Annotated in this window: 7 protein-coding genes; 4 read left to right on the top strand and 3 right to left on the bottom strand. The window is 33.9% G+C overall.

The window, feature by feature from the left end:
* The first annotated feature begins 563 nt into the window (after positions 1–563).
* From P8O70_03300 to P8O70_03310, 3 genes are read left to right on the top strand one after another with little or no spacing between them, the layout of a single operon-like run.
* The gene (locus P8O70_03300) at positions 564–1,961 is read left to right on the top strand and encodes a DUF4856 domain-containing protein (protein MDG2195909.1); all 1,398 of its coding nucleotides are present in this window, start codon (positions 564–566) and stop codon (positions 1,959–1,961) included.
* Positions 1,962–1,975: 14 nt separating this feature from the next.
* The gene (locus tag P8O70_03305) at positions 1,976–2,965 is read left to right on the top strand and encodes a sterol desaturase family protein (protein MDG2195910.1); all 990 of its coding nucleotides are present in this window, start codon (positions 1,976–1,978) and stop codon (positions 2,963–2,965) included.
* Positions 2,966–2,982: 17 nt separating this feature from the next.
* Entirely contained in the window at positions 2,983–4,011 is a 1,029-nt protein-coding gene (locus tag P8O70_03310) for a Fe(3+) ABC transporter substrate-binding protein (GenBank protein ID MDG2195911.1), read from the top strand.
* 50 nt (positions 4,012–4,061) lie between these two features.
* On the opposite strand, the gene P8O70_03315 is transcribed toward P8O70_03310, so the two are convergent.
* From P8O70_03315 to P8O70_03325, 3 genes are all read right to left on the bottom strand, one after another.
* Positions 4,062–5,693, bottom strand: a complete 1,632-nt coding sequence (locus tag P8O70_03315; protein ID MDG2195912.1) for an iron ABC transporter permease — start codon at positions 5,691–5,693, stop codon at positions 4,062–4,064.
* 68 nt (positions 5,694–5,761) lie between these two features.
* On the bottom strand, positions 5,762–5,914 hold the full coding sequence (locus P8O70_03320) for a hypothetical protein (protein MDG2195913.1): 153 nt from the start codon (positions 5,912–5,914) through the stop codon (positions 5,762–5,764).
* A gap of 1,122 nt (positions 5,915–7,036) precedes the next feature.
* Positions 7,037–7,720: a metal-dependent transcriptional regulator gene (locus P8O70_03325; protein ID MDG2195914.1), complete on the bottom strand. Its 684-nt coding sequence runs from the start codon at positions 7,718–7,720 to the stop codon at positions 7,037–7,039.
* Between the two features lie 223 nt (positions 7,721–7,943).
* Between P8O70_03325 and P8O70_03330 the strand changes: the two genes are divergently transcribed.
* Positions 7,944–8,246 (top strand): hypothetical protein (locus P8O70_03330; protein MDG2195915.1); only part of this gene is annotated, 303 nt, incomplete at its 3' end.

Here is an 8,246-nt window from a genome sequence, read left to right on the forward strand (position 1 = left end):
CGGGCCCTTCGATTCTTACCAAAATAGATGTAGTCTGAATAAGCACTGTGAGGATAGTGCTTCTTTAGTTCTCCAAATTGCAGAAATTACGTCATTTGTCGAATTGACGCCAATGCTCCAACGCCAAAAAACTTGGTGAATTCTAAAAAACTATAAAGTAAAAGATCAATAAAATATATATTTAATGAATTAATCTGGCTTGATTATTATTTGTTGATAAAGATAAGCAATTTCAAATACAAACCTTATGAATTTAATTTGTGAACAAGGATAGAAACATTGTTTAGTGGCTGAATTTCGAGCTTTACGACATTTTTTCAAACTAAAGCAAAAATATTATACTTGACATATAAAGTTAGTGCAGGGTAATTTGTAATATAAGTTTAGGCTTAAATATAAAGTTATTTAAGCCTAAGTATCTGTTTTTATGAAGATCATTGGCGTTAGCAATGAATTCACGAAAAACAACTTTTACTCAGTGAAGAGTTCATAATTATCGTTAGAGTTTCGGCTACACAACCGAACTTCAATCCAGAAAGGCGGAAATGTATAGATTCAAATCAATGAAAACAGCTTTAGCTGCAATTATCACGGCATCAACTTGTATTGCGACCAGTTGTGTAGTCGCCAAGCCAAATATGTATGCAAATTTTCCAGTAACAGAAAAAACCTACAAAGGTAGTAAGACAAACTCGATATCTTACACGGGGCAAGCAGCGAGACATGTTCTTCACACGTCTTTGAAGAGTCTAGCTGGAAAGGGTAATGGGAAACCAAACCCTGAACTGAAAGCTTTGATGCTTTCATATTATTCGGGGAAAGAAGAAGGGCGAAAAATCATTGCTCCCACCTCCAAAAAAGAGTTTAAGATAAAGCAATCAACTATAGATAAAATATCTAAGGGCAAGGATTTGAAAGGAAAAACCTACAAAGGTTTAGTAACCGGTTTCCCAGGACAAATGAGTGGAACTGAAGTTTTTGAGTTCATGATTGACAAGGCTTCTTCCACGGATGGGGGGTTCGATCCACTTACAGGTTACAATTATCCACAACTAATTTCAAAATTTATGATGGGCGCTGTTTTCTACAGTCAGGCAGTTGATAATTATCTTGATGAAAAGTTGGAAGCAGACAACAAACCTAACAACAAACCATACAAAAAAGGGGCTCCGTACACTGGTAAGGAACATTCATGGGATGAAGCCTTTGGATATTTTGGTGCACCAGCTCATGCAATGACTTTGAATCCAGAAGAGGCTTACAATATTGCTAAACGAAAAGATGTAAAAACAGCAGATGCAAACGAAGATGGAGTTGTCGATTTAATCACAGAAATGACTTTTGGCCATGCATATTATGCAGCTGATTCAGACAAGGCCGGGACAAATTATATGAAAACGATTTTCAAGGCATTTGTGGACGGAAGAAATTTGATTACAAGTGCAGATGGAGCAGCTCTGACTGAAAAACAACGCACTGAACTAAAAAATTATGCTAATATTATTAAAGTAAATTGGGAAAAAGTAATTGCAGAGGCAGCATTCAAATATGCAGGATCAGTTTATAAGGATTTAGATAAACTAAACACCATTGTTGAAAGCAATGGAGATGCTTCAAAAGCTTTTGCAACCTATGGAAAACACTGGGGTGAATTAAAAGGATTTTTAATGGCCCTCGAAACAAGTGGTCAGGACTTGGGTGAAGCAGGAATTCGCATGAACCGCTTGGTTGGCTATGGGCCTGTACTCTTGGGTGGTGGACAAGTTCTGGGTATTGACAACAATGGTGGATTCATCACCGGCGGAAATCGATCAATGGAAGAATATCAGGTTCATATGATAAAATTGCAAAAAATACTAGGAGATACATTTAATTTGGAAGCCCGCAAGAATGATGTAACTGGACAAATGGATGGACTGTTAGAATCGTTGGGATCAAGTAGATCTGCTGAGAATGATTGAGATAGAGTTTAATAATGATAGAACAAGTCTTAGAAGTTTGGGTTTTAGAATGGACTAGTTCGTTTATAAATCCCCAGAAGCGAATATTCTGGGGATACCTACTCACAGCAACACTAATTGCATTTTTCTGGTTAAGATTCGTATGTAGTATTAATTTATATCAGAGTTGTAAAGTTATATTTAGCAAAGAAACATGGTTATCTACATCAGCAAAAACAGATTACTTAGTAATGCTGTTAAATTCTTTGCTTATAATAATAATTTCACCGGGGTTACTAGCAAAAGCAACAGTTGCTTACTTTGTTTACGATCTTTTTTCAATTTGGCTACAAGGTAAACAATACTTCACAGTGGAACCACCACAATGGATAATTGCTTTAAGTTTCACTTCTTTTCTATTTGTGTTTGATGACTTTGCGAGATATTGGGTACATAGATGGCTACATACGATACCAATATTATGGTCCTTTCATAAAGTTCATCACTCCGCAACAAGTCTAAATCCCTTCACAATATTCCGAACACATCCAATTGAAAGTATAATTTTTTCAACAAGAAGTGCAATAGTGCAGGGATTGACAACGGGACTCTTTTTTTTTCTGTTTGGGAATCAAGTCAGCCTACTAATTATCTTAGGTGCATCAATATTTACTTTCAGTTTTAATGCGCTGGGATCCAATTTAAGGCATAGTCCAATTTCAATACGTTATTGGGAATCTGTTGAATACGTATTGATGTCACCTGCTCAACACCATATTCATCATTCTGTTGCTGAAGAACACAGAAATAAAAATTATGGGGTTGCCTTATCTATTTGGGATTGGTTGTTTGGGACTATATGTTTGGCTAAACAAAATGAAAATTACAACTATGGACTGAATAATAAGACTAAAGAAGATGTACATGATTTGAAAATTATTTATTTGAAACCTTTCAAAGAAGTTTTATCAATTTTGAGGAAAGGAAATCCGGAAAAGAAAAAATTAAGTATTGTGAAATATTAAAATTCTAAAGGAGAAAAATGAGGAATTTACTTATATTGATTAAATTGTTTTGCTTAATCCAAATTTCAGTACCAGTACAGGGAGCAGAAAAAGTAGTCAACATTTATTCAGCTCGAAAGGAAGAGTTAATCCTGCCACTTTTAGAAATGTTTAAGAAAGAAACAGGCATTGGATACAAGCTAATTACCGGAAAAGCGGATGGATTACTGAAGAGACTTGAAATAGAAGGAAAGCTAAGTCCTGCAGATGTTTTCATAACTGTTGATGCAGGTCGTCTACAGAGAGCAAAGGATGCTGGTGTTCTTCAACCTGTACAAAACGCTAAATTTATAAATAAAATACCAAAAAATCTTCGAGATGATGAAAATTATTGGTTTGGTCTTTCACAGCGATCGCGAACGATTATTTATAATAAAAAACAGGTAGATTCACGAAAACTCAGTACTTATGAAGATCTAGCGAATACAAAGTGGAAAGGCCAACTTTGCATTAGATCCTCAACAAATATCTACAACCAGTCATTGGTAGCGTCAATGATTGTTGCAAATGGAATTACGAAGTCAGAAAAATGGGCAAGAGGGCTTGTAAAAAATTTTGCTAGACCCCCAGCTGGTGGTGATACTGATCTTTTGAAGGCAACTGCAGCAGGGCAATGCAATATCGCATTAGCAAATACATATTACCTAGGTCGAATGAAAAATAGTAAATCAGAGCAGACACGTAAAGTTGCAGAGAATTTAGTGGTATTCTGGCCTAATCAGAGTGATAAAGATCGAGGAGCACATGTAAACATCAGTGGAGCAGGCATTACCAAATATTCGAATAATGTCGAGTATGGAAAAGCTTTGCTTGAATACTTAGTGAAAGATGAGTCTCAAAGATGGTATGCTGAGGTAAATAATGAATATCCTGTTGTTGATGGTGTAATGATGTCAGATACATTAAAAGAATTTGGCAATTTCAAGGCTGATTCAATAAATTTATCAAAATTAGGTGAAATGAATGGGGAAGCTGTGAAACTCATGGACCGAGCGGGATGGAAGTAAGATAAATATGGTTTTTGAAAAAAATCTTACTTCGGATAAAGCCTTTTTCTTTAGGTCTGGTAATTATTAATTGAATTATTAATTAAAATTAGGGGAAGAAGGCCTGCTAAGACAATGGCAACAGATGGAATTGAAGCATCAACCAATCTTTCATCTGATGCTAGTTCATAAGCTTTTACTGCTAATGTATTGAAATCAAATGGCCTAAGGATAAGTGTGGCTGGCAATTCTTTAATTACATCAACGAAAACTAAAAGTATTGATGTGAGAATAGAAACTTTTAAGATTGGAAGATGTATACGAAGAAATGTTTTTTCACTTGTAATTCCTAGAGTTTGTGATGCTTTGTCCATGTTTGGACGTATTTTTTCAAGTCCAGATTCAACAGTATTAACACTAATTGAGAGAAATCTTACCAAATAAGCAAATTGAACAGCAAACAATGAACCACTAAAAATCAATCCGTATGACGTGCTAAAGAGAGAACCAAAAAGTTCATCAAACTTGTGGTCGATAAAAGCTAATGGAGTGATTATTCCAATAGCTATTATAGTCCCAGGTAGCGCATATCCCATAGAAACAAGACGAACAATTAAATTCATGGTGAATGTTGGGATAATTCTTTGGCAGTAGTTCAAAGAGAACGCTATTAATAGAGAAATTATTGATGCAACGGAGGCAAGTAGAACACTGTTATAAATTAATTCAGTGAAACCAATACTTAATATATTGTTCCAAGCTGAAGATGACCAGATTAATAATTGTATAATTGGTACAAAAAATCCAAATACTATTGGGATAGAACACGTAATATAAACAATGAAAACCTCGAAATTTTTCAATTTATATTCAGAAAACTTAGTTCTTACTCCGATAGAGTTATAATACTTAATTCTTTTCCTCGAATACCTTTCAGTAGCTATCAAAACGAAAATAAAGATTAATAATAATGCTGCCATTTTGGCAGCGGTTGAATAATCTCCCAACCCAAACCATGTTTTGAATATTCCTGTAGTAAAAACGCTTACACCGAAATAAGAAACTGTACCATAGTCAGCGAGAGTCTCCATTAATACTAATGATAATCCAACCAATATTGCTGGTCTAGCTAAAGGGACTGCAACATTCAAGAAAGACTTCCAAGGTCCGCTGTTCAAAAGTCTTGAAATCTCAATAAAATTAGCTGATTGATTCAAAAAAGTTGCTCTGGCTAACAAGTAAACGTATGGATACAAAACAAGTGAAAACATAACGACAGCGCCACCAATTGAACGAATCTCTGGGAAAAAATAATCTCCATAGTCCCAACCCATATAATTTCTAATAGTGGATTGAACTGGTCCTGCGAAATCAAATATTCCAGTATATGTGTAGGCAATAATATAAGATGGCATTGCCATAGGTAATATTAATAACAGTACAATAATCTTTTTTAGTGGGAAACTACATACTGCAGTTAACCATGCTGTTGGAATCCCCAATAACAAACTTCCAAAACTTACACCCAAAGTTAAAATCAAGGAATTAATTACATAATCTTGTAAAACAGTTTCTTTTATATGTTCCCAATTATCGTTTGAAGCATCAAACACCTCAATCAATATTGTATAAACTGGTAACAAAATAATTGAAAATAGAATTAAAGCATAACCAAACCAAAATTTCTTCCTAGTTGATTTCATAACGATTAATAAACTGTTCTTTCTATAATTAGCTGTATGCAGTGTTGATTACACCAAATTAACTTACATTAATTTTTAATTTTAGCATATAATAAATATTTTTTAATAAATAATATTTTGAGTAATTTATTATTTTCTAGCGATGGTGCAACTGCATTGTTTGGAGAAGTAAAGTGAGCCACAATTTGCAGATCTACCGATGTACTGTCTTCACTGCGCACAATCAGACTACATCCTCTTTGGTAAGAATCGAAGGGCACAACGTTACAGCTGCTAAGCTTCTCAACTAAACTTTAAAACAAAGTTCAGGGGCAAGGAACCTGTCCTCAAAGATCCGGATCAAAAAGTTACACCTCGAAGCACCAGGGCTCAGAGCCATTGGCAGAATTCTCTAGGTACATCACAAAATGGTTCCTACTTGGCTTTTCTAGGTGTCTTGACAGTAACCAGTCAGTCAATTCAAGACGATGGGCTGCCCTTTTATTGAAGTAGATAAACTCTGCAGCCTTGTTGCAAAAAAACCAAATGCTGGATCTGGAAAGCAGTCGATTCTAGTATTGGTAAAGTGCTTGGCCTTGTCTGGGGTTGTAGGTCGATCATAACTGCCAGATGTTTTCAAGCAATTAAAGAACTTGCCTACCATAGGTTATGGCACATACTTTCTCAAAACCTATGAGGATCTGATCCCCCTCAACTCTGTATCACCAAGGCAAGATATTCACGAATCAGATCGAAAAAATCAACTATGCTTAGGCGCTAACGCCTTGTTTCCTCCACTTATTCTTAAATAGTACAAAACCCATTTAACTATTTATCAAAAAAACTCATTTGTATATTTGAGTAAAACAATTTTATGAATCTCACATAATAAATAATAAGTATGTCTCTTAAATAACTGATATTTTATTATTTATTTAAAGTTAGTAACTACTAATAAATATACTTGACTTTAAAATAACAAAGAATTAGTATTTACTAATTATTGCTCAAGAAAAAAGATATGTGAAAAAAGGTTTCATTTAATTGCTGAACTTAAGTCTTTAGATTTTAAACATTACTTAGCTTTTACTATGACTAAATCTGAGTTCAAAAAGATAATATTATCTATTCTCTTTTTAGCAATTTTGATAAAATTGATATTTTCATTTCTGTTTTAATAAAAAGAATTGAGAAAACAAATGAGTGTACCGGACTGTGGGGAACGTTTCAATAAACCATATTCAGATTCAACATTTTGCATCATTTATTATTTTTCGATGATAAGCCTTAACAGTTGTTTAGTTTTCTCATTCTTTTTATTCAGCAACTGTCCATTTTGTTAAAGTTGATTTTAACATCAAGAATTACTGAACTTTAAGAACTGGATCAGTACTAATAACATAAATTTTTGTAGCAACATGGAGTGGTATGATTATTTTTGTTTTATCTTGTTCTAAATTGACAGTTAACAAGTCATTTGATTTATAAAGGAACTTGTGTGTTTGCCCTGGTACTACATTTTGTTGATGAAGGGATTGTAATATTTCTTCAGAATCTTCTAGTTCTTCAGAAATCATTAAAATTTCAACAATAGTATCTTCCGGAGTATTGTCCAAAGTAAAGTTCCCAGCTGGAAGTGAGAAACCTGGCATAGGAGTACCGTGGGGACATTTTTCAGGATAATTTAGAAATTTTGCTAATTTTTCAACTACTGTAGGGGTCATAGCATGCTCGAGAAGATGTGCATGTTTGTGAACTTCATACCAGGGTATTTCGAGTGTATTGCACAAAAAATACTCGGCTAAATTATGTCTGAAAGCAATATCTTTAGCGTAACTTTCACCTTCAGCAGTAAATAAGATTTCTTTCTTCTTATCGAATTTGACTAAACCATCTCTTTGCATTCTTTGTAAAGTTGCATGAACTGTGGGGGGTTTCGTCTTTAACCTTTGTGCAAGTGTGACACTTTTCAATTTTTCACCAGCATCTCTTAAATGGTATAACAAAAGTAGATACTCTTCAATAACTGTTGATTGTTTTTCTGACATATTCATTTTCTCATTGTGAGTATTTAACTTAGTTTTTCTGAGACATTGATAAAATATAAGCTCATCATTTATTGAATGTTTATGTAATTAACATTTAGTTTTTTTTAGATCATCCTAAATTTTTTTTAGCTAAGGCAAATAAATAAAATTAGTGAAAACTGATTAAAACCATTCACTGGTATAATTCTTATTTTTGACAACTCCAAAATACTAGGAGGACCGTATGAATTCAATAAAAAATAATTGTTGTAATCCTTTTGATAAATCAGAACCTCTATACCCAATAATTATGAAGGATGCTCTTGAAGAGATATCACCTTTGTTCATCTGCTCATCAGGCTTCTTCATTAGAACACTAAATCCAATTGAATTGCAAATGGAGATGAAACGCGATGTCTCTGTCCTTGTCAAAAATTATTATGATACAGGATTAACCATGTTTAAAGCTCGCGAGGAAATGTGTGACAATCATCTACTAGCAATGTTGTCTAGAATCTTTCACTTTTGGATGATTGCTCATCAATGG

The organism is SAR324 cluster bacterium (assembly GCA_029245725.1).
Classification (GTDB): domain Bacteria; phylum SAR324; class SAR324; order SAR324; family NAC60-12; genus JCVI-SCAAA005.